Here is a 205-nt window from a genome sequence, read left to right on the forward strand (position 1 = left end):
CTGCAACAGGCTCGCATCCGGGGCCGGCAGGGCGCGGCGGTCGAGCTTGCCGTTGGCCGTCAGTGGCCATTGCTCCAGGAACAGCAGGTGCGTGGGCACCATGTAGTCCGGCAGTTCGGCCTTGAGTCGGGTTTTTAGTTCTTCCCGCAGGGCCGTGGGGTCGGCGGCGTTATCGTGGGGCAGTACATAACCCACCAGTTGCTGA

General features: G+C 64.9%; 1 protein-coding gene. It reads right to left on the bottom strand.

Annotation, left to right across the window (positions count from 1 at the left end; translation table 11 throughout):
* On the bottom strand, positions 1 to 205 hold a 205-nt coding region (locus tag NP552_RS25910), incomplete at both ends, for an AMP-binding enzyme (protein WP_274097336.1).

It is taken from the genome of Pseudomonas sp. 8209, assembly GCF_028682105.1.
In the GTDB taxonomy this organism is placed as follows: domain Bacteria; phylum Pseudomonadota; class Gammaproteobacteria; order Pseudomonadales; family Pseudomonadaceae; genus Aquipseudomonas; species Aquipseudomonas palmensis.